At 60.9% G+C, this 23,074-nt stretch carries 22 protein-coding genes and 1 pseudogene; 13 read left to right on the top strand and 10 right to left on the bottom strand.

Annotated elements, in window-relative coordinates:
* Window positions 1-30 precede the first annotated feature (30 nt).
* The 3 genes and pseudogenes from O8B93_RS07800 to O8B93_RS07810 all read left to right on the top strand — a co-directional run.
* Window positions 31-246, top strand: a pseudogene (locus O8B93_RS07800) (transposase domain-containing protein); the annotation flags it as partial.
* The gene (locus O8B93_RS27885; RefSeq protein WP_309568498.1) at window positions 246-539 is read left to right on the top strand and encodes a hypothetical protein; all 294 of its coding nucleotides are present in this window, start codon (window positions 246-248) and stop codon (window positions 537-539) included. The pseudogene O8B93_RS07800 and the gene O8B93_RS27885, both read left to right, overlap by 1 nt.
* Before the next feature lie 176 nt (window positions 540-715).
* Window positions 716-1,501, top strand: coding sequence for a 2-keto-4-pentenoate hydratase (locus O8B93_RS07810; RefSeq protein WP_269709264.1), 786 nt, complete (start codon window positions 716-718; stop codon window positions 1,499-1,501).
* A 99-nt stretch (window positions 1,502-1,600) separates the two neighbouring features.
* On the opposite strand, the gene O8B93_RS07815 is transcribed toward O8B93_RS07810, so the two are convergent.
* Window positions 1,601-2,506, bottom strand: coding sequence for a LysR family transcriptional regulator (locus tag O8B93_RS07815; RefSeq protein WP_269709265.1), 906 nt, complete (start codon window positions 2,504-2,506; stop codon window positions 1,601-1,603).
* A 159-nt stretch (window positions 2,507-2,665) separates the two neighbouring features.
* Between O8B93_RS07815 and O8B93_RS07820 the strand changes: the two genes are divergently transcribed.
* Window positions 2,666-3,706, top strand: a complete 1,041-nt coding sequence (locus O8B93_RS07820; RefSeq protein ID WP_269709267.1) for an aldo/keto reductase — start codon at window positions 2,666-2,668, stop codon at window positions 3,704-3,706.
* Between the two features lie 93 nt (window positions 3,707-3,799).
* Here O8B93_RS07820 and O8B93_RS07825 read toward each other — a convergent pair whose 3' ends face one another.
* The gene (locus tag O8B93_RS07825) at window positions 3,800-4,324 is read right to left on the bottom strand and encodes a dihydrofolate reductase family protein (protein ID WP_269709269.1); all 525 of its coding nucleotides are present in this window, start codon (window positions 4,322-4,324) and stop codon (window positions 3,800-3,802) included.
* A gap of 45 nt (window positions 4,325-4,369) precedes the next feature.
* Between O8B93_RS07825 and O8B93_RS07830 the strand changes: the two genes are divergently transcribed.
* The 4 genes from O8B93_RS07830 to O8B93_RS07845 all read left to right on the top strand — a co-directional run bounded on the left by O8B93_RS07830 (window position 4,370) and on the right by O8B93_RS07845 (window position 6,728).
* The gene (locus O8B93_RS07830; protein WP_269709336.1) at window positions 4,370-4,939 is read left to right on the top strand and encodes a TetR/AcrR family transcriptional regulator; all 570 of its coding nucleotides are present in this window, start codon (window positions 4,370-4,372) and stop codon (window positions 4,937-4,939) included.
* A 163-nt stretch (window positions 4,940-5,102) separates the two neighbouring features.
* Window positions 5,103-5,702, top strand: coding sequence for a superoxide dismutase (locus O8B93_RS07835; protein ID WP_269709271.1), 600 nt, complete (start codon window positions 5,103-5,105; stop codon window positions 5,700-5,702).
* A gap of 103 nt (window positions 5,703-5,805) precedes the next feature.
* The gene (gene fdxA / locus O8B93_RS07840; protein ID WP_269709273.1) at window positions 5,806-6,141 is read left to right on the top strand and encodes a ferredoxin FdxA; all 336 of its coding nucleotides are present in this window, start codon (window positions 5,806-5,808) and stop codon (window positions 6,139-6,141) included.
* A gap of 11 nt (window positions 6,142-6,152) precedes the next feature.
* Entirely contained in the window at window positions 6,153-6,728 is a 576-nt protein-coding gene (locus O8B93_RS07845) for a flavin reductase family protein (RefSeq protein WP_269709275.1), read from the top strand.
* Between the two features lie 77 nt (window positions 6,729-6,805).
* On the opposite strand, the gene O8B93_RS07850 is transcribed toward O8B93_RS07845, so the two are convergent.
* The 6 genes from O8B93_RS07850 to O8B93_RS07875 all read right to left on the bottom strand — a co-directional run bounded on the left by O8B93_RS07850 (window position 6,806) and on the right by O8B93_RS07875 (window position 12,602).
* Window positions 6,806-7,591 (bottom strand): inositol monophosphatase family protein, encoded by a 786-nt coding sequence (locus O8B93_RS07850; RefSeq protein ID WP_269709276.1) that lies wholly within the window; start codon window positions 7,589-7,591, stop codon window positions 6,806-6,808.
* Window positions 7,588-8,484, bottom strand: coding sequence for a glycerophosphodiester phosphodiesterase family protein (locus O8B93_RS07855; RefSeq protein WP_269709277.1), 897 nt, complete (start codon window positions 8,482-8,484; stop codon window positions 7,588-7,590). Before O8B93_RS07855 ends, O8B93_RS07850 begins: the two co-directional genes overlap by 4 nt.
* Window positions 8,485-8,530: 46 nt before the next feature.
* Window positions 8,531-9,397: an ABC transporter permease gene (locus O8B93_RS07860; protein WP_405049046.1), complete on the bottom strand. Its 867-nt coding sequence runs from the start codon at window positions 9,395-9,397 to the stop codon at window positions 8,531-8,533.
* The gene (locus tag O8B93_RS07865) at window positions 9,394-10,248 is read right to left on the bottom strand and encodes an ABC transporter permease (protein WP_269709280.1); all 855 of its coding nucleotides are present in this window, start codon (window positions 10,246-10,248) and stop codon (window positions 9,394-9,396) included. Before O8B93_RS07865 ends, O8B93_RS07860 begins: the two co-directional genes overlap by 4 nt.
* Window positions 10,248-11,288 (bottom strand): ABC transporter ATP-binding protein, encoded by a 1,041-nt coding sequence (locus O8B93_RS07870; RefSeq protein WP_269709281.1) that lies wholly within the window; start codon window positions 11,286-11,288, stop codon window positions 10,248-10,250. Before O8B93_RS07870 ends, O8B93_RS07865 begins: the two co-directional genes overlap by 1 nt.
* A gap of 84 nt (window positions 11,289-11,372) precedes the next feature.
* Window positions 11,373-12,602, bottom strand: coding sequence for an ABC transporter substrate-binding protein (locus O8B93_RS07875; protein ID WP_269709282.1), 1,230 nt, complete (start codon window positions 12,600-12,602; stop codon window positions 11,373-11,375).
* 145 nt (window positions 12,603-12,747) lie between these two features.
* Here O8B93_RS07875 and O8B93_RS07880 point away from each other — a divergent pair, with 145 nt between their 5' ends.
* From O8B93_RS07880 to O8B93_RS07900, 5 genes are all read left to right on the top strand, one after another.
* Window positions 12,748-13,896 (top strand): ROK family transcriptional regulator, encoded by a 1,149-nt coding sequence (locus tag O8B93_RS07880; RefSeq protein WP_269709283.1) that lies wholly within the window; start codon window positions 12,748-12,750, stop codon window positions 13,894-13,896.
* A 207-nt stretch (window positions 13,897-14,103) separates the two neighbouring features.
* Window positions 14,104-14,610 (top strand): RNA polymerase sigma factor, encoded by a 507-nt coding sequence (locus O8B93_RS07885; RefSeq protein WP_269709284.1) that lies wholly within the window; start codon window positions 14,104-14,106, stop codon window positions 14,608-14,610.
* 84 nt (window positions 14,611-14,694) lie between these two features.
* The gene (locus O8B93_RS07890; RefSeq protein WP_269709285.1) at window positions 14,695-15,678 is read left to right on the top strand and encodes a FecR family protein; all 984 of its coding nucleotides are present in this window, start codon (window positions 14,695-14,697) and stop codon (window positions 15,676-15,678) included.
* Window positions 15,679-15,796: 118 nt separating this feature from the next.
* Window positions 15,797-18,226, top strand: coding sequence for a TonB-dependent siderophore receptor (locus O8B93_RS07895; RefSeq protein WP_269709286.1), 2,430 nt, complete (start codon window positions 15,797-15,799; stop codon window positions 18,224-18,226).
* A complete protein-coding gene (locus O8B93_RS07900) occupies window positions 18,226-19,449 on the top strand; it encodes an MFS transporter (protein ID WP_269709287.1) in 1,224 nt (407 codons plus the stop codon). The genes O8B93_RS07895 and O8B93_RS07900 overlap by 1 nt, the downstream gene beginning before the upstream one ends.
* A gap of 56 nt (window positions 19,450-19,505) precedes the next feature.
* On the opposite strand, the gene O8B93_RS07905 is transcribed toward O8B93_RS07900, so the two are convergent.
* Entirely contained in the window at window positions 19,506-21,488 is a 1,983-nt protein-coding gene (locus tag O8B93_RS07905) for a phosphatase PAP2 family protein (protein ID WP_269709288.1), read from the bottom strand.
* Window positions 21,489-21,721: 233 nt separating this feature from the next.
* Window positions 21,722-23,002, bottom strand: a complete 1,281-nt coding sequence (locus O8B93_RS07910) for an ABC transporter substrate-binding protein (RefSeq protein ID WP_269709289.1) — start codon at window positions 23,000-23,002, stop codon at window positions 21,722-21,724.
* Window positions 23,003-23,074 lie beyond the last annotated feature (72 nt).

A 23,074-nucleotide genomic window follows, 5' to 3' on the forward strand; every position in this document is an offset into this window, starting at 1 on the left:
CGCTCAACGCGCGACATCGCAAGGAGGAATGGTCATAGCATCTGGCTGTTTGCCGGCTCGGACAAGGGCGGTGAGCGCATCGCCAACATCCTGACTATCATCGAAACGGTCAAATTGCAGGGCCAAAATCCGGAGGTGTATCTGACAGATGTCCTCGCCCGGATCCAGGATCATCCCAAGGATCGAATTGAAGACCTGCTGCCCTGGAACTGGACGCCAGAAAACGCTCGATGCGAGGCCGCCTGATGGCGCACTCAAGGTTCATCTACACACTCGGCCAAGTCGCCCGCATGATCAGCGAGAACCTCGAACTGATCGAAGAAGTGACCGCAAACTCGGACAACATCTCCGAGGGCGAGCTCGTTTACGTTAGCGATGGCACGAAGGGTCTGACCGAGAATGGCATCGAAGAACTTCAAAGCCTACTCGCCGACATCAGGACGTGGGACAGCGGTATCCGCGAGTTCCTCATCGACACACAGTGCGATCCCAAAATAATCAACCGCATCATGGCCGATGAGATGAAACGCAGCCTATAACTTCCATCTCTCTACACCCGAAAAATGCGTTCGCCGGACGCTCACATTGCTCCCATGCATTGGGCGGCCTCCCCCAACTACAAAGTCGGAACCCAACTCGGCATTGATGACCTTGGCAGACAGCGCTAAATCGTGACAGCATTTAGCGCATGAGATCATCAGGAGACATGAGCGGAATGACGGCGATCGAAAAACTGGCGCAGAGTTTTGCAAAAGCGAGCCGGGAGGGTGCGAGAATTCCTCTGGCGAAGCTGGAGGCGGAGGGCTTCATTCCCGCCACGCTTGCAGAGGCGATGGCGGTTCAGCAGGGCTTTGCCGGATATTGGGGAAAACCGGTTGCCGGCTGGAAGCTGGCAATCCGCCCGGATGGCGAGGCCGTCGGGGCGCCCATGTTCGATTGCTGCCAGGTCAATGAAGCCAATATCGCTTCTTTTCCTCTTCATGGCACGGAAGGTATCGAAGTCGAGATTTGCTTCACGCTGTCCGCCGATATCCCAGCCGCCACCGAAGGGCCACTGACCAGAACCGGTCTGATGCGCTATATCGACAAGGTCCATCTGGGTGTCGAACTTCTCCGCTACCGGCTGGCGGAGAAAAATCAGGTGCCGTTTCCGCTCTTTCTCGCGGACCGTCTTGCCAACCATGGCTTTGCCATCGGCCCGGTGGTGGATAAGGGCATAGTGGAGGTTTTTGCCGGTAACGGCGATGCACTGCCGCAGCTCACCGTCACCGAGGGATCAATGGAACTCTTCAATGCCACGGTGAAACACCCGAATGTCGATCCACTGGCGCCGCTCTTGGCCTTCGCCAATGGGGCACTCAACACGGGAGGCATGCTGAAGGCAGGCAATGTGGTGACGACAGGCAGCCTCTGCGGGGCAATTCCGGGCACACTTTCCGGCGATACCCACATCAGGCTGGAATCGGTCGGTGCTTTCACCCTGTCGGGCCCGAAAGAATAAGCCTCCCGTCCCTCGGGTGAACGATCCCGTTTACCGAACGACCGATCGGGGAACGGAAAACAGGCGCCGCCTCTAACCGGCGCCCGTTTTTGCGATGCGTCATTTCACCCGCCCATATTCACCGAGAAAGTCGAGCAATGCCCGGATGCGTGAGGGCAATGGTCCCCGCTGGCCGACATAGACGGCATGAAACGTCTCCGTTTCGCCGGTATCGAGATGATCGAGAACGGAGACCAGCCGGCCGGCGGCGATATCCTTCCGCACGGTGAAAGCCGCCAGGCGCACCAGCCCGACACCGGCAAGCGCCAGACGGCGAAGGCCCTCGCCATCGCTGACCTGCACACGTCCCGCCGCGGGAATGACGACGGTCTTGCTGCCGTCCTGCAGAGGCCAGCCATCGGTCGACCGGGCGTAACCCAGCGCAAGGCAATTGTGCCCTTCGAGATCGCTGATGGTTTGCGGCACGCCGCAGCGCTCCAGATAGTCGGGGGCGGCGGCGATGACCATGCGGGTCTCGCCGAGTTTTCGCGCGACCAGACTTGAACTTTTCAACGGCCCGGCGCGAACTGCGACATCCATGCGCTCTGCGAGAAGGTCAACCACCAGATCCGTCTGCACGATATCAAGCGTGATATCAGGATGAAGCGCCAGAAACCGTGGCAGGATGGGCGCAAGGATATGTGTTGCGTAAGAAGCGCTGGTGTTGATCCGCACGCGACCGATGGGCTTTTCGCCCTCTCCGGCGGCGCGTTCGGCCTCTTCGAGATCGGCGAGGATACGGGTGGCCCTTTCGTAGAAAGCACAGCCCTCCGGCGTTATCTGAAGCTGCCGGGTGGATCGGTTGAGGAGACGCGTTCCCAGCCGGCTTTCCAGCCGGGCGATGAGCTTGCTCACCGCCGAAGGCGTCATCTTCGCCACCGCCGCCGCGCGTGAAAAACCTCCGAGTTCGACAACCCGCACGAAGATTTCCATCTCCCCTGCCCGGTTGATTTCCAGTCGCGCCATGATGACTTCATCTCACAAGTGATAGTATTTTCGGCATTCTATTTCATGCAAGCGCGAGTGTCTATCTTCAGGACCATCGCAACCCACCACGGAATGGACAGGCACGAGGCGGCCACATGCCCGGCGCGGTACCATCCCGAACCAAGAAGGCAATGCCCCATGGAATATCGCTATCTCGGCAAATCCGGCCTCAAAGTGCCGGCCTTAAGTTTCGGCACGGGAACCTTCGGTGGCTCCGGTCCGCTTTTCAGCAACTGGGGCACCTCTGATGCCACGGAGGCCCGTCGCCTTGTCGATATCTGCCTCGAAGCCGGCGTCAACCTGTTCGATACGGCCGATGTCTATTCCAACGGAGCGTCAGAAGAGGTGCTCGGCGAAGCCGTCAAGGGGCGGCGCGACAGCGTTCTGATCTCGACCAAGACCAGCCTGCCGATGGGAGATGGGCCAAACGAGGCCGGCTCCTCCCGCTTCCGGCTGGCGCGTGCGGTGGACGATGCGCTACGGCGGCTCAAGACCGATTATATCGATATTCTGCAGCTCCATGCCTTCGATGCCTTTACGCCGGTGGAGGAGGTGCTGTCGACACTCGATACGCTCGTCCGGTCCGGCAAGGTGCGCTATACGGGCGTGTCGAATTTTTCCGGCTGGCAGATCATGAAATCGCTTGGCGTCGCGGACCGTTATGGCTGGCCGCGTTATGTGGTCAACCAGGTCTATTATTCGCTGATCGGTCGGGATTACGAATGGGATCTGATGCCCCTCGGCGCCGATCAAGGTCTGGGCGCCATGGTCTGGAGCCCGCTTGGCTGGGGACGCCTGACCGGGAAAATCCGCCGTGGCACGCCGCTGCCCGAGGGCAGCCGCCTGCATGAGACCGCAAGCTTCGGCCCGCCGGTGGATGAAGAGCATCTCTACCGCGTGGTCGATGCGCTGGACGCCGTAGCGGAAGAAACCGGCAGGACTGTGCCGCAGGTCGCTCTCAACTGGTTGCTCCGGCGCCCCACGGTTTCCACCGTCATTATCGGCGCCCGCAACGAGGAACAGCTTCGCCAGAACCTTGGTGCCGTGGGGTGGGAACTGACATCGGCGCAGGTAGCAAGGCTGGACGAGGCCAGCGAGACGGCCGCCCCATACCCGCATTTTCCCTATCAGCGGCAGGCGGGCTTTGCCCGACTTAATCCGCCTGCCATCAGCGGCTAGGTCCCGGCGTTACAAGGCCCGCGGCGTGGTGGCGCTCCGAGCAGCTCCACTCGCCTGAAAAACGGGAGAGTACCGTCGCCCTTGATGACGCGATCAAAAGCGGTAGTGCAATCTCACGCAGCCTTTCTGGATCGCCTTGGCGCTGAGCAGGCTCGGGCTTGCCCTATGCTCGGTGAGAGGAAAAAGAGGTTCGCCTGAACCGAGGATTTCCGGGATGACGTAAATCTCGATTTCATCCAGTGCGCCGCGCTCCAGAAAGGCCATTTGCAGCTTTCCGCCGCCCAGCATCCAGACATCGCCGTCATTGAGCGCGCGCAATTCCCTGATCAACGATGCTACATCGCTGCGCACCTCCAGAGGTCCCTTGGGCGCCTCAATCGGCCGCGACGTGACGACGATGACGCGCAGATCTCCATAAGCCCAGGGCGACGGTTCGCTGGCGATGAAATCATAGGTCGCACGCCCCATGACCACGGTTCGAATTCCCTTCAGGAAAAGCCGGTAATCGTGCTCACCGAGGTCCATGTCATCATATTTGTAGAGCCAGTCGAGAGAGCGGTCTCCCGAAACGATCCGCCCATCCAGACTAGCCGCGATATATCCGCGAATGACCGCCATATCATCCTCCTTGATTTATAAATGAATATACGTTTATATATTTCCATGCCAAGACACAAGACGATTTCAGATGATCAGGTGCTGGATGCCCTGCTGCCCCTCATGTTGCAGACAGGCCCCGACGGGCTGACTTTTGCCGCAGCCGCAAAGGCCTGCGGCTTGTCTGCGGCAACCCTGGTGCAGCGTTACGGCAAGCGTGAAGACCTTGTCGAAACCGTGCTTCTGCGTGCCTGGGACAGGTTGCAGACGGAAACGGAAACGGCCGATGAGGAGGAGCCATTGACGCCGCAGGGCGCCATATCCCTTCTTATGCGCCTCATGCCGCCTCAATCCGCGGAACAGAACGCCAGTGACGGGCTGCTGCTGCTCAGGGAAGACATTCGCAATCCGAAGCTGCGGGCGAGAGGAGCACTCTGGGGACACACCCTCGCCCACGCGCTTGGCCGCCGTCTTACCCGTAAAAATGAGAGCGCGGAACGACTGGGATGGCAGATGGCCGCCGTGTGGCAAGGCGCACATACATGGTGGGCTTTTGTCCGCGGGGAAGATGCCGGCTCAGCAATCCGCAGGGCGCTTGAAGAATGGGTCGCCGTGGTGAAGGTCGACGAGCGGTAATCCGCGCCATCGGGGCGCATGTTTCCCAAGCCCGCCAGCCGGTGAATTCATCCTCCAAAAACCGCTTGACCTCAACCGTGATTGAGGTCCTAGAAGTATTGTCACCTTGTTTTCGCAAGGCTCTTTCCATGCTCTTGAGCGAACAGTTGACAAAGGATACCCCATGGCTTTCCAGCTTCCCGACCTCCCCTATGCCCATGATGCGCTCGCCCCTTCGGGCATGTCCGAGGAGACGCTGAAGTTCCATCACGATCTCCACCACAAGGCCTATGTCGATAATCTCAACAAGGCGATATCAGGCACCGAATGGGAAAAAAGCAGCCTCGAAGACATCGTGCGCGGCACCTATGAGAAGGGTGCGGTCGCGCAGTCCGGCATATTCAACAATGCCTCCCAGCACTGGAACCACAATCTCTTCTGGGAGATCATGGGGCCACAAAACCACGCGATCCCTAGCCCGCTGGAAGATGCGTTGACGCAGTCTTTCGGCTCGGTGGCGTTGTTCAAGCAGAATTTTGCCCTCGCCGGTGCCTCGCAGTTCGGCTCGGGCTGGGCGTGGCTGGTGGTGGATACTGATGGCACGCTGAAGATCACCCGCACGGAAAATGGCGTCAACCCGCTGTGCTTCGGCCAGAAGGCGCTTCTCGGCTGCGATGTGTGGGAACACAGCTATTACATCGATTTTCGCAACAAGCGTCCGGCCTATGTCGAGAACTTCCTCGACAATCTGGTGAACTGGCAGGCAGTCGCCGCCCGCCTCTGATTTGAGCCCACCGACCCGGCCGGCCCCGCTGCCCTGGGCGGCCGGTCGGGTCAGGCGCAGCCGGACAGCCGCCGTCCGGCTGCAACTCCATTCGAGCATCCCCATGCCCTATGTCGTCACCGAAAACTGCATCGCCTGCAAATACATGGACTGCGTGGAAGTCTGCCCGGTCGAGTGCTTTTATGAAGGCGAGAACATGCTCGTCATTCACCCTGATCAATGTATCGATTGCGGCATCTGCGAGCGCGAATGTCCGGCCGCGGCGATCCGGCCGGATACCGAGGCCGGGCTGCATGTCTGGCTCGACCTCAATCGCCACTATTCCGGCATCTGGCCGCGCGTGCACCAGAAAAGACCGCCGTCTGACAATGCCGACATCATGAACGGTGCCGCAGCCAAGTTTTCCATTTTTTCCAAGAACCCGGGAGCGGGCGGTTAGCCCGGCACTGCATGTCTCATAATCTCAGGCTGATCGATGGCGGTGTGGTCAATCACGCGCATGTTCCGCTGAAAGCCTCGGCCTCTCCGACGATCTCACCGCGTGAATTCAAGGACGCCATGGCGGGCCTCGCCTTCACGGTGGCCGTGGCCACGGCCTCCCATGCGGGTGAGCGGATCGGGCGCACGATCACATCCTTCATGCCGCTCAGCGCCGAGCCGCCACTTCTGATGATCTCCATCGACGCCAGCAGCCGCATGGTCGATCTCATCGCCGCAAGCCGGCGATTTTCCGTCACGGCGCTGTCCAGAGGGCAGGAGGAGGTCGCCGACGTGTTTGCCGGTAAAGGAAACCTGCCGGACCGGTTTTCCGTCGGTAGCTGGGATGTGTGGCCCTCGGGAAGCCCAAGGCTTGCCGAGGCACTGCTCTCCATGGATTGCGAACTCGTCGGCTCCATCGATGCCGCCGACCACATCCTCTTCGTCGGCGCCATCATCGAAGCGACGTCCGATCCGTTGCGCAAAGCCTTGCTCTGGAGCGAACGGGGCTATGCCGGCACAGAGGAAGGCAACCCCGTTATTTCGTGAGGCCGTGCCCCGGCCATCCCGAGGAATGGGCAAGGATTGCCGGGTGCCTCGACAACAGCCGGCAACAGTGGAGAAGTTCACGCAGGTTCCGCCGGCACCTTTTCAACGACTTCCGGCCAGAGCCCTTCCGTCACCGCCATTAGCCCCGGCGTTCCCGCAGCAACCCACGGAATGCCGCTGCCGGGCCGGGTTCCGATGCGGACATCAAGACCGGCTTCCCTTGCCAGAACGACGCCGCCGGCGATGTCCCACATGGTCGTCAGTTTCTGCAGATGGCCGTCGAATATGCCGCGCGCGGCAAAGGCGAGGCCGATTGATGTCGAGCGGATGGATTCCACCACCCAGCCCGCATGCCTGAGCCCGACGGTAAGAGCCGCCACCTCTTCCGCATCGGCGGCGGCGCTGTCGCCGAGCGACATGACCTGCACATCCGCGAATGGCACATGACGGGGAAGCGCTTTGCCGTTCAGCATCAGCCCGGTCCCGTCAGCCGCCGCATAGATATCCTTGAAGACCGGCATGGCGACGACACCGAGTTCCGGACGCCCGTTCCGCACGAAACCGAGTGAAATCCCCCAGAGCGGAGAACCGCGCAGGAAATTGGCGGTGCCGTCGATGGGATCGATGATCCAGTAGGCGTCATCGGCCACGCCGCCCATCTCTTCGCCCAGCACCGTTTCTCCGGGAAAGGCCGCCGCCAGACGGTCGCGCACCAGCTTTTCGACCGTGGTGTCGGCTTCCGAGACGAAATCCTGAAAACCCTTCGTCCGGGTGGCAATGGTGTCGCGCGCCTCGAAAAAGCGAAGGGCAAGGCCCATCGCTTCCTCGATGATGGCGACGGCGCGGTCGAGACGCTCGCTCATCGTGTCCACGCCCTGCCCGTTTCACCGGCGCCCGCCTTCAGCCAGCCGGTGAAGGCTTCGACTTCATCGGTCTGGATCGCGCCGACGCCCGCCTCGGCAAGAGCACCCCACACGGATTCGGGGTTTGAAAGCGCCCGCGTATCGTTGAAATCAAGGCAATGGGAAACGTCAAGCGAATTGATCCACAGGCGGATATTCTGACGCTCCATCTCGGCCCGGCCTTCGGCCAGATCGGCGATATCGGTAAATTTCACTTCGATCATCGGCGCCTTCAAGGCTTCGATCCGGCGCAGATCCTCGGCGAACTTGCCCTTTCTGACCGGGAACATCGGCATATGCGGGATCTTGCCGAACCAGTTGGTGTCCAGCACCGCGAAACGGCTGGCCTCAGGATCGATATCGGTCTTCACCAGCACCTGATCCTCGACGCCGAGCCGCAGCACGGTTTCCATGACCTGCGGCAGATCGCGGGTGAATTTGGTGTCGATATTGACGGTGATCCTGCCACGCGCCTCTTCCAGCAATTCCTCCAGCGTCGGCACGCATTCATCGGTCACATCAGCACCGTCGCCACCCGCACCGGCCCTCAGCTTCGCTGCGCGAACCACCTCGAACGGCAGCATGCTCACAGTTCCCTTGCCTGTCGTCGTGCGGTCAAGCGTTTCATCGTGAATGACGACCAGCCGGCCATCGGCCGTCGCCTGTGTGTCGATCTCGATCATCTCGACACCGGCCGCAACCGCGGCGCGGACGGAGGCCAGTGAGTTTTCGGCGGTGGCCGTCCAGAAACCGCGATGGGCGATGGTCAGGATGGCCGGATTGTCGCGCGCGCAGAGCGCGAGAACATTGCAGGCATTGGAGGTCTTTCGGGAGGTGGCAAGGTTTTGGTGCATGGTTTTCACTTTCGGACGTTGCAATTACCGGGCTTGGCTACCCGGATCAGATTTTCCCCATGCCCGCCGCCATCAGATCGTCGCGCAGGATGCGGCCGGCGATGATGAAAACGATGAGTGCGGGAAGAAGCAGGATGAAGGAGACGATGGAGGCAAGCGGCAGCTGCATCGAATAGGGGTCGAGATACATGTAAAGCTTGATCGGCAGGGTCTCGACGACGGGCGCGCCGACAATGAAGGACTTGTCGAATTCCTCGAAGCTGCCGATGAAGGACATCAACCCGCCGGCGAGAAGACCCGGCACCGCCAGCGGCAATATGATGTGGAGGACGATGCCGATTGTTCCGGCACCCAGCGAGCGCGCGGCATGGATGAGATCGTCGGGAATGGTCTCAAGCGCCGCCGTCATCAGCCGGATCATCAGCGGCAGGGTGCCGACGATCTGCACGAGGATGACCCCCGTCACCGAATAGGCAAGGCCGAAAAGCAGAAACACCTGCCCGATGCCAACAGCGACGACCAGCCCCGGAATGATGATCGGCGCCAGAATGAAAATCTCCACCAGCCGTTTCAGCCGGAAGGGAAACCGCGCCATGGCCCAGGCGGTGGGTAACGCGATAGCCGCCGTCAGGAAGGTGACGACGATGGCGATGACGATGCTGTTGATCGCGGCGCGGATGAGACTTGCATCGCCGAGAATGCCTGCCCAGCGCGCCGTGGTGTAATGCTCCGGCACGACAAGTGGTGGCGACCAGCCATCGGCAATGCTCCAGAGGAACATGAGAGCCAGCGGCAGGGCGATGGCGAGCGTCAGCGCTCCATACAGCCCGATCGAGACAAAAATCCGGTCCTCCGGCGTGAAGGCGCGGCGGCGGGGAGTGATGGCAGGTTCAATCGTGATGGCACTCATCATGCGTCTCCTCGGTTTTGGCCGGGGCCGATGCGGGATGTCAGGGAATAATAAAGAATGAGTACGGTGACGGCGAAGAGGCTCAGAACCATGCCCATGGCATAGACCTGATTGAAACGGCCCTGGTTGAACTCCTGGATCATCAGCACCGAAAGCGGCCGGGCCGTCGGCGGGCCGACGATATCGGGGATGGCATAGGAGCCCATGGAGCCGATGAAGGTCAGAAGAATGGCGGCGGTGATGCCCGGCATGGCGAGCGGCACTTCCACGAAAAAGAAGGTTTTCAGCCGCGAAGCGCCAAGCGTTCGCGAGGCGTAACGAATATCCTCGGGAATGGCGGCAAAGGCGCTGGTGATGATCAGCGTCATGAAGGGTATCTGCTTCCAGACGCTGGCGAGAATGACACCGATGCCCCAGTCGTCGCGCACGAGCTTGGGCAGTTCGAGCCCGAGTGGCGCGACCAGACGATCAAGAAAACCGCCCCTTTCGAAGACGACGATGACCATCAGGCCAACGATGATGCCCGGCACGGCCATCGGCAGTTTGTAGAGGCCACTGAACAGTTTTCGCCCCAAAAAGCTCTTGCGGATCAGAAGCGCCAGCGGCACCGAGGCCGCAAGCGAGACGATGACCGGCATGACGCCGTAATAGATAGAGGTCGTCAGACCCCGGATCATCGATGCACGGGTGAAAATCCGCTGATAGAACATCAGCGTGAAGCTGCCATCCTCTTGCCTGAAGCTGCCGATCAGCGCCGACAGCAGCGGCCCGCCGAAGAAGACCAGAAGATAGCCAACACCCGGCAAAAGCAGGAGGAGAAGCTGGGCGCGCCTGTCGCGGAGAAGCCCGGCCATCATGCCGCCTCCCCCGCCATCCTGTCATCGAGAAGATGGACCGAACCGGGAAACTGCAGGGAGACCCTTTGCCCCGCATCGATCAAAGTTTCCGCGCCGGACTGGCTGACCCTTATCTGGCGGCCGCCGATATCAACCGTATAGAGCGCATTGGCACCCATGAAGGAAACGGCGGAAACCGTGCCGTCACCGGCCTGATCGGCGCGGATGTGGATGTTTTCCGGACGAACGGAAATCTGCACATTGCCGGCCGCAGCCCGATCTAATGTCACGGGCTGGCCCCAGGGCAACTGCGCCTGCTGGCCCTCAGCGGAGACCGGCAGAAGATTGGTCTGGCCGAGAAAGCCGGCGGTGAAGGCGTGTTTCGGCGCCCGGTAAAGCTCAAGCGGCGTGCCGATCTCGACCACCCGGCCGGCATTCATAACGACGATCCGGTCCGACATCGCCATGGCTTCGGCCTGATCATGCGTCACATAAAGGCTTGTCGCACCGATGCGGCGGTGAAGCTCGGTCAGCTCATGGCGCAGCGTGTCGCGAAGCTTGGCATCGAGATTGGAAAGCGGCTCGTCAAACAGGAGCAGGCTTGGCTGCATGACGATGGCGCGCGCCAGCGCCACGCGCTGCTGCTGGCCGCCGGACAGTTGCCGCGGCATGCGATCCACCAGACCGATGAGATTGCAAATTTCCAGCGCATGGGCGATGCGCCGCGCCCGCTCATCCTTCGCGACCTTCTTCATCTTCAGCCCGAAGCCGAGATTTTTGGCGACCGACATATGCGGGAAAAGCGCATAGGACTGGAAGACCATGGCGATATCGCGCGCTTCCGGCGGCGCCTGATCGATACGCTTGCCACCCAGCCGGATTTCGCCGCCCGAAGGCTGGCTGATGCCGGTGAGGATGCGCAAAAGCGTCGACTTGCCGCAACCGGAGGGCCCGAGAATGGTGACGAATTCGCCCCGCTCCACGGTAATCGACACCGGATGAAGCGCCCGGCTCGCCCCGTAATCCTTGCTGATCTTGCTGATTTCGAGTTCACTCATGGCGAGCCTCCCTCATATTTTTGACCAAGGGTATCCGGACCGTGCAGGCCCTTGCGGCCACACGATCCGGCAATCCCGGCGGCGTTACTGGTTGAGGACTTTTTCATCGAGCGCTTCGGCAAGCGCTGTCGACATGTCCCAGAAAGCCGGCAGCGACAGGCGCGGATAGACACTCTGCGGCAGCACATGCTCCTGCACGGCCTTCGGCATCAGATCATTGGTGACATCGGTGCGCGGAGAGCGCGAGGCCTTGTTTTCCAGCTTCCAGAGCTGAAATTCCTTGCTCATCGCCATGTCAATCAGCAGCAGCGCCGAGGCGACGTTCTTCGCATTGGCCGGCACGAACATCGCGTCACCGGAGCCAACCTGACCTTTTTCCAGAAGCGTAACGCGGAAACTGTCGGGCAATTGCTTGGTGCCGAGGAAGCTCATGACCTGATCTTCCCAGACCGTGCCCATGTAGAGCTGCTGGTTGTTGATGAGGTTGAGCGTATCGGCATTGCCGTTGGTCAGTTCGGCCACGGCGAGAAGACGACGATAATAATCCCAGACAGGCGTGAGGCACTCGGACTCCATGGCCCAGTCTTCGGCCTGCTGCAGCGTCTGGTTATAGTCGGTCAGCTGCTTGCGGCAGTCGCCGGTAAGATAATTGAGTGCGACCGAATAGATGAAGCCCCCGCCCGAACCACCCTTGGCCGGCAGGGTGACACCAAGCCGCTTGGGGTTCTTTTCGGCCCAGATGAGAAGGTCCTCGAAGCTCTTCGGCACATCGTCGGCTTTCACGAAGGCAGAGTCATAACCGATGGCAGTCTGGTTGAGGTGCACCAGCGGGAAGCTGCCGCCATGCGGCTTGCCGAAAACGGTCTCGGCCAGCTCAGGATTGTAATTGGCCATGTTCGGCAGGATTTTCGTCAGCGCAATATTGCCGACAACGCCCTTGGCAGACAGCAACGGGTAGCTGCCACCACCGGCGAAATAGGCATCGACGGGCGAATCCTGCCCTGCCGCCTGCACCGCAATCAGCTGCTGGTTCGCCTGATCGCCCTTCACGTCGCTATAGGCGACCTTGATGCCATATTTGGCTTCGAAACGGGTGATCAGTTCCTTCCATGTATCGGCGAAACTGCCGGCGAAATTATACATCGTGACCGTGCCCTCGGCTTTGGCGGCGGGAACGACGATGTCGTAGAAATTGTCGCGCGTGACCTTCGACAGATCGAAGTCGAGGTTTTTCATGTTGCTGTCTGCCGAAAGGCACGGCGCTGCCGTCGTCGCCAGCGCAAGCGCGGCGATCGCAAAAAATTTCATGCGCATTGAATGGTTCCTCCTGGGGAGCCGTTGTTGACCGGCCCCTTATTAATACACTCTAAGTGTAATATTTATGACAGTCCAGTGAAAAATGACGTCGCAAACCAGTGGCCCGTGTTGCCGCCGCCCTGTACAGCCGTTATCCAAGGCCATGACAACAGATCAGACGCCGCACCAGACCTTCGACCGCGAGCCGCTTGCCAGCGAAAACGAGCGTCTCATTCTGGATATCGTGCGCCGTCACGGCCCCATTGCCCGCGCCTCGATCACCGGCCACACCAACCTCACGCAGCAATCCGTGCACCGGCTGATCGAAGGCCTTCAGGAGCGCGGGCTTCTGCAAACCGGTGCGCCGCTCAAGGGCACACGCGGTCAGCCGAGCCCCACCATCGAGCTGGTGCCGGAAGCGGCCTATTCGCTCGGCATTTCCATCAACACGGACTCCGTGGTGATCTGCATCGCCGATTTCCGCTGCGACGTGATTGTCGAGGAAAAACTTAAGATGCTTCCGGAAGACCGCGAGGAGACGCTTGCGGCATTGTCGGTGGCGCTCGAACGGCTGCTGGCAGAACACGGGATCCCGCGCGCGCGCCTGCTTGGCCTCGGTTTTTCCATGTCCGGCTTCTTCGTGTCGGAAGACCGCGCCTTCAATGCGCCGGAGCCCCTGCGCGACTGGTCGCTGATGGACCTGAAGCCGATCCTCGAGAAACGGTTCCACCTGCCGGTCTGGCTGGAAAACAACGCCACCACGGGTGCGATCGGTGAAAGCCTTCGTGGTGTCGGCTCCTGGTGCCAGACCTTCGCTTATCTGTCCTTCAACTATGGTTTCGGTGGCGGACTGATCCTCGGCGGCCGGCCGTTTCACGGCTTCCATGGCAATGCCGGCGAATTCAGCGGCATATACAGCCCGGATGAATCGCCGAAACGACCGGCCCTGCAATATCTGATCGCTACCCTGCAGAAAAACGGCGTCGACATCCATTCGATCGAACCGCTCTATCAGCAGTTCGACCCCTCATGGCCGGGCGTGGAAGAATGGCTGACGGAAACCATGCCGCAGGTGGACAGGCTGGTGGCGAGCCTGATCGCAGTCCTCGATCCGCAGGCCATCGTCTTCGGCGGGCAATTGCCGCGTGCGCTCGGCCAGATGATGATCGAACGCACGCACATGCCCTCCCGGCGCGAGCACCGTTATGGCGTCGGCCCGAAGGAGGCGAAGCTGGTTCTCAGCGAAACGAAGGGCGATCCATCCGCGATCGGTGCTGCGCTGCTGCCGCTCCGGGTGCGCTACTTCCTGTAGCGGGCGGGCCAGACAGGCTGATGTAATCCCGCAACAATCATCACGGAAACGTGAGCCTGATCCGGCCCCCCGGTTTTTTACGGGTTGGCAGCAGGCGCCCGAAGAAAGTAAATATGACATCTATAGTCATGTTTACTGCCGCATGGCGTGGTGCGCGGATTTTCATCTCGCCTCATGCGCCGTGCCAATACGTCACCGGGTCGATTGATGAGCAAAGCCCTGTTTGAGGTTCTTGACGCCAAGGAAGAAAACCGCCTGCTGCGGTTTTTCCGCCGGCGGCTACAGAACCGGGAAGATGCCGCCGATGCGATGCAGGAAACCCTGCTGCGGGCGCTGGAAGTCTCGCAAGCGACGTTGATCGACAATCCGCAGGCCTATCTCTTCCAGATTGCCAGATCCGTCGCGCGACTGACGGTCATTCGCCAGTCGCGCGAGCGGCCGTTATTTGCCCCCTATGAGGCGGGTTTTGCCATTGCCTGCGATGAGCCCGGACAGGAGCGGATCGTCGCCGGACGGCAGCATCTGATCTTGATGGCGCGCGCCATCGAGGCACTGCCCCAACGTTGCCAGCAGGTCTTCGTGCTGAGCCGGCTGCATGGACAGTCCAATGGCGAGATCGCCGCCCGGCTTGGCATTTCCCGCAACATGGTGGAAAAACACATCATCAAGGCGCTGTTGCACTGCCGTCAGCTCCGCGCACAAATAAAAATGTAATCCGGCATCAGGTGTTCGCATCCTTTTTCACTCTATAAGGGAAAAGGAATAAACATCGGCACGCAACAAACGGCAGATCAGGACATGAACGAACGCCCGGACGGTCTGAAGGATGGCGGCCTAATTGATGATAGTCTGACCGGTGACAGGCTGGCCGAAGAGGCTGCGCTGTGGGTGGCGCGCATGCAATCCGCAGACGCGACCGAAGCGGAGCGCGAGGCGTTTCATATCTGGCTGCGAGCCGACGCCGCCCATGCCGCCGCCTATGAGGACATGCAAAATCTCTGGGGAGAACTCCGCGAAATCGAGCTTGCACCGGCCGAACCGAAAAACCGGCGCGTGTCTCGCCGGGCGATGCTGTCAGGTGTCGCCGGTCTCTGCCTTATCGGACTTGCGGCGCTGTTTGCGGAGAAAAGCGGACTGACGGACCGCTGGCAGGCGGATTATTACACCGAAATCGGCGAAACGCGGATGCTGTCACTGGAAGATGGCAGCCGCATCAGCCTGAATACCGACACGGCGATTACCGTACACTATTCGCAGAACGAGCGGCGCATCACCCTGCTTCGCGGCGAAGCCTATTTCGATGTCGCGAAAAACCCGGAGCGGCCCTTCATCGTTGAAGACGGATCACTGGCGGCAAAGGCGCTCGGAACCCATTATTCGGTGCGCGCCGGCAGCGGCGCGCTGCCGCAGGAAGTGCAGGTGGAGGAAGGCCGCGTCGAGGTGACGACGGGCACCGATGTCGCCATTCTCACCCCCGGCGAGACCGTCACGCTTGGCGACAATGGCAAGCTGCTACGCGCCCGCAAGGATGTCGCCAGCAGCATGGCCTGGCGCGAGGGCAAGCTGATCTTCTCCAGCCAGCCGCTGCGCGAGGTTCTTGATATTCTCTCGCAATATCGCCGGGGCCGCATCGTCATCCTCGATGAGGCGGCGGCAAGGCAGCGCGTATCCGGCATATTCGACCTGAAGGATACCGATCAGGCGCTCACCATTCTCGAAGAAAGCCTTCCCGTCTCGGTGTCGCGGCTTTCGGACATGCTGGTTTTTGTCCGCTCGCGATAAAAAGTAATTTTTTTGGCGCTCCGACGTCAGGAGGCAGCCTGTCTTTTCACTCTAGTCAATCAGCACCCGTTTCGGCTTTCGCCGGGACGGCATGAGATCATGAGTGAGAGGGCAAGACATGAATTTGGGCAAGCAGGCACGCGGCTGGTTCTGGCTGACGACGACGGCGATCATCGGGGGCATCGTCGTGGCAGGTCCCGGCGCCAGCGCCGCCAGAGCGCAGACACCGCCTGCCGCAAGCGGTGCGCCCGCAACGGTGACCGTCTCCATTCCCGCCGGCCCGCTGGAAAACGCCCTCCTCACCTTCGGCCGTCAGGCCAATCTGCGCATGGTCTACCCTTCAGCCATCACAAAGGGTCGCAGCACGGCAGGCGTTAGCGGCACGCTCAGCGTCTCGGCCGCCGTCAGCGGACTTCTGGCCGGATCGGGACTGAACTACACCCTGGCCGGCGGCAACACGGTCCGCATTTTCGATCCCGCAAATCAGGCCGGAGAAGGCGGCGGATCGGCTGCCGCCGGCACCACCCTGCTCGCCCCCATCACCGTGCAGGGCAATGGCCTCGAAGGCGCCAAGGGCATTCTGGAAAGCAAGGGCTATGTCGGCAAATCCGGCCGCACCGCCACCAAGACCGACACCCCGATTGCCGAAACCGCCCAGTCGATCACCACCGTCAGCCGCAAGCAGCTGGATGACCTGAAGCCGCAGAACCTCTCGGAGGCGCTGAACTACACGCCCGGGGCGCGCATCGGCCAATACGGCGCAGAGCCGCGTTTCGACGCCTTCAAGGTGCGCGGCACCGATCTCAGCACCACCGGCATCTTCCGCGACGGGCTGCGGCAGGTCAGCAGCCAGAACGGCAGCGCCCGGCTGGAACCCTATGGCGTGGAGGCCGTCTCCATCCTGCGTGGCCCTGCCGCTTCCATCTATGGCGCAAGCAGCTCCGGCGGCATCGTTGACATCGTCTCGAAGCGCCCGACCGAAGAGACGCTGCGTGAGGTGGAGCTGCAATATGGCTCCTTCGGCCGCGTGCAGGGCGCGTTCGATCTTTCCGGCGCCGTCAATGACGAAAAGACCATGCTCTACCGCCTGACAGGTGTTGCCCGCGACGGCCGCAACGAGATCAGCGCCATCAAGGACGACCGGCTGTTCATCGCCCCCGCCTTCACCTTCCAGCCGGATGCCGGCACCAAGCTCACCGTGCTCGGCGAATATATGGACAGCACCACCGGCGGCACCTGGGGCTACATCAACAAATATGGCGCGAGCGGCACCTCTATCGGTGCGACATCGGTTTATGGCGGCGATTCCCGATTCAATGATTTCGAGCAAAAACAATGGCGTATCGGCTATGAGTTCGAGCATGAACTGAACGACAATGTCACCTTCTACAGCAAGGCGCGTTATTCCGCGCTTTCGGCCGACCAGCAATGGGTCTTCGCCAGTTATCCCGGCATCACCATCGAGGATAATGAAGGCGTTTCCGCCGACAATTACCTCAAGACCGAATTCGACACCGGACCGGCCCGACACACGCTGCTGACGGGCATCGACTTCAGCCACATGTCCTACACATCAAAACAGGGTAGCGGCACCAGTCCCTTTACCGACACCTTCACCTATGTGCCTGACGTATCGTTGATATTGAAGCAGCGCATGAACACGCTGGGCATCTATGCGCAGGACCAGATCGAGATAGACCGCTGGCGCCTGACGGCCGGCATTCGCCACGACTGGCTGGACACCGAATATCAGGCCCAGACGGTTGGTGCGGTAACGGCTCCCACCTATGGCGGCGATGAAACCAAAACGACGGGCCGCGCCAGCCTTGGTTATGTCTTTGACAACGGCGTGATGCCCTATGTCAGCTACGGCACCTCCTTCGTCGCCAATCCGGGTGTCATCATCACCACGGGAACGGTGACGGGACAGGCGCAACCGACGGTCGGCAAGCAATATGAACTCGGCGTCAAATACGCCCTGCCGCAATATAATGCCCTGCTGAGCGCCGCCTTCTTCAATTTGGATCAGGACAACGCCACCGTTTACGAGACCTCCTCCGGCATCAACCTGCTGCGCCAGCTCGATCTGCGCTCGCGCGGGGTGGAGCTGGAAGCCACGGCCTCGCTCGACAATGGCTGGAGCCTCATCGGCTCCTACTCCTATAACGACGTTGAAATCACCAAACTGACGTCGGAAACGGTCGGCAAGCAGCTCAACTCCTCGCCTTATCACACCTTCTCGCTCTGGGCCGATTACGAGTTCCAGGATGGCGCGCTGGAAGGGCTCGGCATCGGCGCGGGCCTGCGTTATGTCGGATCGAGCTTCGGCGACAACCAGCACACGCCTATCCTCGACAATGAGGCCCGCACCTTCGTTGATGCCTCGCTGCGCTACGATCTCGGCAAAGCCCTGCCTTCGCTGGAAGGCGTGAAGCTGCAGATCAATGCCACCAACCTCCTCGACGAAGTCAAACAGGTGTGCACAACGGGCTTCTGCTATTATGACGAAGGCCGCAAGGTCATCGGCAGCATCCGGTATCGTTTCTGATGTTGCAGAAGAATCCCGCCACAACAAAGCCCTCGCCGGCCGCCGTCTTCGTTTCGGTCGGCGGGCTTTATGTCGGCCAGAGCGTCATTGGCGGGCTGACCTTTCTCGGTCTGCCCGCGGTGCTCAGAACCGCCGGCCTGCCACTGGATCAGATCGGCCTGCTCTATCTGGTCGCTCTGCCCTGGGCGCTGAAATTCCTGTGGTCGCCGCATGTGGAGCGTTACCGCCTGCCGCCGGTCGGCAGGAACCGCTCGCGGGTGATCGTCGGCGCGGGTATCGTCACCTGCGCCTGCGGCCTCGCCCTCCTCGCCTTCACGGGCCCTTCGCCGGTTTCCGTCGCCATCGCCATCCTGTCGGTGGTTGCGCTGGTGACCGCGACCGTCGATATCGCCTGTGACGGTTATGCTGTCGAAACGCTGGCGGCTGAACATCATGGCTGGGGCAACGCCGCGCAGGTGGGCGGCTCCTATCTCGGTTCGGCCATCGGCGCGGGCCTGTTTCTGGTGCTCGTGGAACGTTCCGGCTGGACGAGTGCCACGCTGGTCATGGCCGGAATTGTCATCCTGCTGGCGCTACCCTTCCTGTTCGGCCCGGCCGCGAAAACGGCCGTGCAGACCCGCGACCACCTGCCATCCATCAGAAATGCGCTGCAGCGGCGGGAAGTCCGCACCGGCCTTCTGGTCGCAGCCGTTTATGTCGCCGCGCAGAAATGGGGGCTGGCCATGCTCGGCCCGTTTCTGGTCGATTACGGTTTCGATCTCGCCACCATCGGCGCGCTGAATGGTGTGGGCAGCATGATCATCGGTTTTGCAGGTGCGCTGCTCGGCGGCACGCTGGTCAGGCTTTACGGCGCGTCGCGGGTTCTGCTCGTCGCCATCTTCGTGCAGACGGCGCTGCTCTGCCTCTTCGCCTATTTCAGCGTCCACCGCGATGTCTCGCAATGGGTGGTCATGGCGGTGGCGGTGGCAAGCTCTTCGGGCATCATGTCCATCGGCTTCGTTGCGCTATACGCCTGCTTCATGGGCTGGTCCGACCCCCGACAAGCAGGCGTCGATTTCACCCTGTTCCAGTGCATGGATGGCATCATCAGCATGGCGGGCGGGCTGGGGGCCGGCGCGATTGCCGAAAAATTCGGCTATCAGGCGTCCTTTGCGCTTGCCGCCATCGTTTCCATGCTCGCCGCACCCGTCATCTTCCTGCTGATGCGGCGGCAGCGCTCCTGAACGAAAACCACCGGGCGCGGCGACTAGAACCGCGCCCGGCAGGACCTTGGTTGAACCTACTCAACCACCACCGACAGTGCCGAGCCATTGTAGACCGGCCGCACCTTCACATTGCCCGCATCGATCGTGGTGAAGGTGCCGGCCAGTCCGTTGGCGAAAATCACGTCGAGCCGCGTGCCGGCAGCCGGTGCGCCGCCGTCAAAGGTGAGTTTCAGCGTTGCGCCCTCCAGCACCACATTGCCCTCGACGTGCAGCAGCGCCTTCTGCGGATCAAGCGCCAGCGTGCCGCCCGACTGCTCATAATCGCCACCAATGATGACGTCCTTCTCTCCGCCGAGCGAAAGTGTGCCGCCGCTCACCAGCACGCCGCCGGTCCCAAGCGCATCGGCGGTGGACGCCACCAGCGTTCCGTCCCTGACGATCGTGCCACCGCTGTAGCGGTTGTCACCGCTGAGCGTCAGCGCACCGCTGCCGGATTTGACGAGGCGCCCTGCCCCGGTAATATCGTTCGTCCAGCGGTCTGCCGCATTAAAACCGCCTGCCGCGGCATCCATCGTCACCACGACATCGCCGTCAAACGCGCCATAACCGCCAGCAGCGGCAACGAGGTTGATCCGGCCCCAACCATTGCTGTCGTCAAGCAGTGGATAGCCGGCCTCAATGCCGGTGGAAAACAGCACGGCGCGGCGCTCTGCGGCATTCAGATAGGGAAGTCGCGTTTCCAACAGAACCTCGGCCCCCTTCGGCACCACCATCGCCGCGTCGCCTGCGGCCTTGTCCCGGCTGAAGGAGAAAGTCATGCGCCGACGATAATCCCCGCCGTTCTTCGCCGCATCGGCAAAGCGGTCGACGTCAGGCTTTGCACCATGGGCAAAATCGACGAGGGACTGGCCCTGCGGCAGGCGTTTGGCGAAATAGGCCTGTACGGCGTCAAGCGCAGCCTTCTTCACCTCGGCATTTTTCGGATCCTGCAACATGGCGGCGGCCATGGCGGTGGCGGTGATACGGCCGCCGATCACGTCGAGCGGTGAATGCATGCCGGCGACGATGCGACTTTCACCCAGTTCGGAAGCCGCCGTCAGCAATTCGGAAAAACGTTCCGGCACGGCATAGGCATAAGCGATGGCGGCAAGATAGGCGGCATTGGTATGCCCGCTCGGAAAACCGCCATCCTTGGCACGGCCGCGATTTTCGCGGGCATATTTCAGCGCCGGCACGATGACACCAGGGTCGCTGTCGTAGCTTTCGAAGCTACGGTCGCCAATCGTTTCCTTGCCGGTCTCGATCACCTCACCCTTGTCATTCATGCGCCAGGGCCGCGGCGAGGAATAGAAATATTTCGCCGGCGATGTCGTGCCTTCCGGGCCGCGGATCACCTTCATGAAGGCGACGAAATCCTTCAGCTCGCTATCGGCCGCACCGGCCTCGGTGCCCTTGTCGTCTTCCTTGCGGGTGACGACCTCATTCGGGTCGAAATCGGCAAGCGTATGATTGATCGTCGTTGTCGCGCCGGCCCCTTCGCGATACCAGTCGGAAAGCGGGCCTAAGCCATCGATGACGCTGTAACCCTGCGAACGGCGGTCGTTCATATAGGCTTCGAAGGCAGCGGCGCGCGTACGGTTGTCGCCGGTCACGGACAGCACGTAACGCATGTTTTCCTGCCAGACGGCGGGATCGACGATCTTCACATGGCTGAAATCCGCCGGACCATCGCCATTGGCGCCGCCATCGGCCCATTTTTCATCGCCGAGTGTCCAGATGCGGTTGAAACCGGAGAGAATCTCGATGATCGGATTGTCCCGGTCGTCATAGGCGCGAACCTCCTCGCCTTTGGCATTCTTGCCCGTCTGGTTGCGGTAATTGTCGGCAAGCGGCAGCGGATAGGACGCCGCAGGCTCCGGCACCGTGATGGCATAACCCTGACCCGCCGGTCCGTTGCGATCGAATGCCTCGGCGCCTTGAACGAGAACCAGCAATGCTGCGGAAGCAAGCAGGGTCGAGCGTACAGACGGAAAATACGACATATTCAGTTTGGCCATAACGAATCCTATGATTTGCAGCGAATGACGCGTGACGAAAACAGGCGACGCGGTTTTCCGCGCGCCTCGTCATCAGGTTTAAACCGCGCTTATTTCAGTTTTTCGATGGGGCTTATCGAGACAGCATATGCGGCAATATCCGCTCGCAAGGAGGGGATGGATATGCCCGGAGGCCGGCTCCGGGCATGGTCTTCGATGGCTGCATTCTTCCGGCAAGGCCGGATGGGTGCCGATTATTTCTTGACCGCAACCGCCTCGTTGATCTTGGCGACATCGTCTTCCAGAACCTTGTAGGTCTGGTCGAGCGTCAGTTCGCCGACGATCAGCTGGCTCATGCGCTGCACGATCTGCTGATACATGGCGCTGCCGCCCTTGGCGCGCTCGAATTCGCGGGCGGCCCGCGGCACGTTCTTCTTGTTGTCGAGGAAGACCTGCATCGCCGCCTTGGCGTTTTCGCTCTTCAGCTTGTATTGCGGATCGGCGATCTCCGCACCGGTCAGGATGACGTAGTTTTCGGCGATTTCCCGCTGCACCTTCTCGGAGCCGAGGAATTCGATGAAATGGGCCACGTCTTCAGGATATTTGGTGCGCTTGAAGCCGACGATCGCGGTGCCGCCCGGCATGGCGTAGCAACCGGCATCGCCGCAGGGGGCATTGATCGCGGTCCACTCGAAGGTATCGCCGATCTTGTTCTGGAACGGATTGACCATCCAGTTGCCGGCCAGATACGTCACGACATTGCCGTTGACGAACTCGTCACCCATGTTCTTGTATTGCGAACCGCCGGCGGCACCCCACATTTCCTTGGGGAAGCTGCCATTCTGCGTCCACGAAAAGAGATCGGCGATATATTTCTTCGCCGCATCATCCGGGAAGCTGAACTTGCCGTCCTTCACATAGGTCGAACCATAAGAGAAGGCGCCGCCGGAGAAACGGTGGCCGGAACGGTCCATTGTGAAGGGGATCTGCACGCCCGTCGCCTTGGCGACACGGGCGGAGGCTTCGACGATCTCGCTGAATTTCGCGGTCGGACCGGGCAAGGGTTCGCCGGCCTGCTCGAACAGCGTCTTGTTGACGAAGGGCAGGTTCAGCGTCTGCGATGCCATGTAGCCGTTGATCGACTTCGGATCGTTGACATTGGGCAGGCGGAGCTGGTCGAGGCTGGAACCATGCAGCTTCGCGAAGGCTTCCGCATCCTTCATGTAAGGCCGCATGTCGAGATAATAGGGCGCCAGCTGCCAGTCGGTGATCTTGGCGATATCAGGGCCTTCGCCCACCGCCAGCTGCACCGGCAGCTGCTTGGAAACCGCATCATAACCCGACGATACGAAATTGATCTTCACATCAGGATTGGCCGCCTCGAACTCCTTGCTGAGCGCGGCCATGCGCTGCACGTAACCCTGATCGTCATCCGTAAAAAGAAACGTGATCGTGCGGGTCTCGGCCTGGGCGGCCGCCAGACCGGCGACGGAGGCAAATACGAGGGCGCTGACCCCCGAAAATAATTTCATCATGCTCATCCTCCCAATGAAAACATTTTCACAAACCGAACAAAAGCTCCTCTGCCAAATTCGATTTATAATGTT

Source organism: Martinezella rhizogenes, assembly GCF_027460065.1.
Classification (GTDB): Bacteria; Pseudomonadota; Alphaproteobacteria; order Rhizobiales; family Rhizobiaceae; genus Agrobacterium; species Agrobacterium rhizogenes_C.

Excerpts from the sequence above, each read along its gene's own strand:
- O8B93_RS07895 (WP_269709286.1), top strand. The coding sequence starts at position 15,797 with ATGAATTTGGGCAAGCAGGCACGCGGCTGGTTCTGGCTGACGACGACG.
- O8B93_RS07865 (WP_269709280.1), bottom strand. The coding sequence starts at position 10,248 with ATGGCCGGGCTTCTCCGCGACAGGCGCGCCCAGCTTCTCCTCCTGCTT.
- O8B93_RS07870 (WP_269709281.1), bottom strand. The coding sequence starts at position 11,288 with ATGAGTGAACTCGAAATCAGCAAGATCAGCAAGGATTACGGGGCGAGC.
- O8B93_RS07900 (WP_269709287.1), top strand. The coding sequence starts at position 18,226 with ATGTTGCAGAAGAATCCCGCCACAACAAAGCCCTCGCCGGCCGCCGTC.
- O8B93_RS07910 (WP_269709289.1), bottom strand. The coding sequence starts at position 23,002 with ATGATGAAATTATTTTCGGGGGTCAGCGCCCTCGTATTTGCCTCCGTC.
- O8B93_RS07815 (WP_269709265.1), bottom strand. The coding sequence starts at position 2,506 with ATGGCGCGACTGGAAATCAACCGGGCAGGGGAGATGGAAATCTTCGTG.
- O8B93_RS07845 (WP_269709275.1), top strand. The coding sequence starts at position 6,153 with ATGTCTCATAATCTCAGGCTGATCGATGGCGGTGTGGTCAATCACGCG.
- O8B93_RS07860 (WP_405049046.1), bottom strand. The coding sequence starts at position 9,397 with ATGATGAGTGCCATCACGATTGAACCTGCCATCACTCCCCGCCGCCGC.
- O8B93_RS07880 (WP_269709283.1), top strand. The coding sequence starts at position 12,748 with ATGACAACAGATCAGACGCCGCACCAGACCTTCGACCGCGAGCCGCTT.
- O8B93_RS07890 (WP_269709285.1), top strand. The coding sequence starts at position 14,695 with ATGAACGAACGCCCGGACGGTCTGAAGGATGGCGGCCTAATTGATGAT.
- O8B93_RS07855 (WP_269709277.1), bottom strand. The coding sequence starts at position 8,484 with ATGCACCAAAACCTTGCCACCTCCCGAAAGACCTCCAATGCCTGCAAT.
- O8B93_RS07835 (WP_269709271.1), top strand. The coding sequence starts at position 5,103 with ATGGCTTTCCAGCTTCCCGACCTCCCCTATGCCCATGATGCGCTCGCC.
- O8B93_RS07850 (WP_269709276.1), bottom strand. The coding sequence starts at position 7,591 with ATGAGCGAGCGTCTCGACCGCGCCGTCGCCATCATCGAGGAAGCGATG.
- O8B93_RS07885 (WP_269709284.1), top strand. The coding sequence starts at position 14,104 with ATGAGCAAAGCCCTGTTTGAGGTTCTTGACGCCAAGGAAGAAAACCGC.
- O8B93_RS07905 (WP_269709288.1), bottom strand. The coding sequence starts at position 21,488 with ATGGCCAAACTGAATATGTCGTATTTTCCGTCTGTACGCTCGACCCTG.
- fdxA (WP_269709273.1), top strand. The coding sequence starts at position 5,806 with ATGCCCTATGTCGTCACCGAAAACTGCATCGCCTGCAAATACATGGAC.
- O8B93_RS07830 (WP_269709336.1), top strand. The coding sequence starts at position 4,370 with ATGCCAAGACACAAGACGATTTCAGATGATCAGGTGCTGGATGCCCTG.
- O8B93_RS07820 (WP_269709267.1), top strand. The coding sequence starts at position 2,666 with ATGGAATATCGCTATCTCGGCAAATCCGGCCTCAAAGTGCCGGCCTTA.
- O8B93_RS07875 (WP_269709282.1), bottom strand. The coding sequence starts at position 12,602 with ATGCGCATGAAATTTTTTGCGATCGCCGCGCTTGCGCTGGCGACGACG.
- O8B93_RS07810 (WP_269709264.1), top strand. The coding sequence starts at position 716 with ATGACGGCGATCGAAAAACTGGCGCAGAGTTTTGCAAAAGCGAGCCGG.
- O8B93_RS07825 (WP_269709269.1), bottom strand. The coding sequence starts at position 4,324 with ATGGCGGTCATTCGCGGATATATCGCGGCTAGTCTGGATGGGCGGATC.
- O8B93_RS27885 (WP_309568498.1), top strand. The coding sequence starts at position 246 with ATGGCGCACTCAAGGTTCATCTACACACTCGGCCAAGTCGCCCGCATG.